This window comes from Aeromonas finlandensis (assembly GCF_000764645.1).
In the GTDB taxonomy this organism is placed as follows: Bacteria; Pseudomonadota; Gammaproteobacteria; order Enterobacterales; family Aeromonadaceae; genus Aeromonas; species Aeromonas finlandensis.
In genome coordinates, this window is sequence record NZ_JRGK01000102.1 from 1 (window position 1) to 2,423 (window position 2,423).

Consider the following 2,423-nt stretch of genomic DNA (forward strand, 5'->3'; position numbering starts at 1 on the left):
CATTAATATGGGAGAGCATCGGCTGAGTGTTTACCTGATAGATCTCGCTTGCCAGTTCCATAACATGAATGCTGGCAGCAGCCATATCATCGACATGCAAGAACTCACGCATCGGGGTCCCACTTCCCCACACGACTACTTCACTAGCACCCTGCAATTTGGCCTCATGGAAGCGACGCAACAAAGCCGGGATCACATGGGAGTTTTCAGGATGAAAATTGTCATTCTCACCATACAGATTGGTGGGCATTACGCTGCGATAATCACGACCATATTGACGATTATACGATTCACACAGCTTGATGCCTGCGATTTTAGCGATAGCGTAGGGTTCATTTGTACCCTCCAATACCCCTGTAAGTAGCGCGGCTTCTGTCATTGGTTGCGCAGCCAACTTGGGATAAATACAGGAAGACCCCAAAAATAATAACTTCTGGACCCCTGCCTGATGTGCGGCATGAATGACATTACACTCCATCACCAAGTTCTCATAAATAAACTCGGCAGGATAGGTGTTATTGGCATGGATCCCACCTACCTTGGCTGCAGCAAGATAGACCTCATCGATCGCCTCAGTGGCAAAGAATCTTGCCACCGCATCCTGACGAGTAAGATCTAGCTCCTTGCGGGAACGCACCACCAACTCAATATCATGGCGAAGAGCTAGCTGGCGACAGATAGCCGAACCGACCATCCCCCGATGGCCAGCGACAAACACACGTTTTTTATGAGCGCTCTGAACGGTCATCACTCAATTCTCCAATGAGATCGCAACATCAAAGCCATTAGCCTTGAGCAAGGCATGCTGTTTGGCTTGCTGCAAATCATTGGCCACCATCTCGGCGCACATATCTTCGACAGTAATCTCTGGCACCCAACCCAGCTTGGCCTTTGCCTTGGCCGGATCACCCAGCAAGGTTTCGACTTCTGCCGGACGGAAATAACGCGGATCAACCCGAACAATGACATCCCCAACGTTCACCGCCGGAGCATTATCACCAGTCACCGTCGTTACGGTGGCAATTTCATCGACACCTTCACCACTGAACTCCAGCTCAATCCCTACCTCTTTGGCAGACATGCGTACGAATTCACGCACGGAGATCTGCTTACCAGTGGCGATAACGAAATCTTCCGCCGACTTTTGCTGCAGCATCATCCACTGCATCCGCACATAGTCCTTGGCATGGCCCCAATCACGAAGGGAGTCCATATTGCCCAGGTAGAGACACTGCTCAATGCCCTGAGCAATATTGGCAATGGCACGAGTGATTTTGCGGGTCACAAAGGTCTCACCACGGCGCGGTGACTCATGGTTGAACAAAATACCGTTACAAGCATACATGTCATAAGACTCACGGTAGTTAACCGTGATCCAGTAGGCATACATCTTGGCTACTGCATAAGGAGAACGCGGGTAGAACGGGGTGGTCTCCCGTTGTGGAATCTCTTGAACCAAGCCATATAACTCTGAGGTAGAAGCCTGATAGAAACGGGTTTTTTTCGCTAAACCATTGACTCGGATAGCCTCCAGAATTCGCAAAGTACCAAGAGCATCAACGTCGGCAGCATATTCAGGAGAATCAAAAGAAACAGCAACATGTGACATTGCCCCGAGATTATACACCTCATCGGGAGCAATTTCTTTAATCAGGCGATTAAGATTGGAACTATCAGACAAATCACCATAGTGAAGTCTAATATTATTACTGCTATTGCACAGATTATCGATCCTCGTTGTGTTATAAGACGAGGCTCGACGAATTAAACCATGCACTTCATAACCCTTTTCGACCAATAACTCGGCTAAGTAAGAGCCATCTTGCCCGGTAATACCTGTAATAAATGCTTTTTTCATAAATACGCTACCATAATAATTTATTTAAATGAATTTCTTTCAGAGAGAGAAATTATATCAAGATATTTTTGCGAAATCACTTCATATGAAAAATTATCTTTGATATGTTTTCTTGCTTTGAGCGAATAATTGTTTTTTTCTTCACCAGAAAGAGAAGCTAGCTGAATCAGCTTATCTGCCAGTGAAGTCGGATCAAAAGGCTCTGCAAGGAGTCCGTTAACCCCATCAACAATTATATCAGTTAGCCCTGATGTTCTAAAAGCAACAACTGGTGTGCCACATGCCATCGATTCTGCAGCTACCTGACCAAATGACTCAACAATTGATGGAACAACAACACAGTCGGATGCACAAAAAAGATCAGCTAGAATCCTCTGCTCTCTAATGTGCCCAGCATATGAGGTCTGAAATCCATGCATGATCGTTTCTTTACCTGATTGGCCAAAGACTACACATCTTATTTTTTTACCTTCACACCTTAACCTTTCAGCAACAACATCTAATGCACATTCCAAAATGCCCCCACCTTTAAGTGGGTTTTTTTTACCACCTATTGCACCAAAAC

General features: G+C 45.9%; 3 protein-coding genes. All 3 read right to left on the bottom strand.

Translation table 11 applies throughout. The features are described from left to right. Positions 1-748, bottom strand: a 748-nt coding sequence (locus tag LD28_RS0110285) for a GDP-L-fucose synthase family protein (protein WP_033136877.1), incomplete at its 3' end; no start/stop codon positions are given. A gap of 3 nt (positions 749-751) precedes the next feature. Beyond that, complete coding sequence (gene gmd / locus LD28_RS0110290; RefSeq protein WP_033136876.1) at positions 752-1,858, bottom strand: GDP-mannose 4,6-dehydratase; 1,107 nt, start codon at positions 1,856-1,858, stop codon at positions 752-754. Between the two features lie 20 nt (positions 1,859-1,878). Then, positions 1,879-2,423 (bottom strand): glycosyltransferase (locus LD28_RS22235; RefSeq protein ID WP_156120177.1); only part of this gene is annotated, 545 nt, incomplete at its 5' end.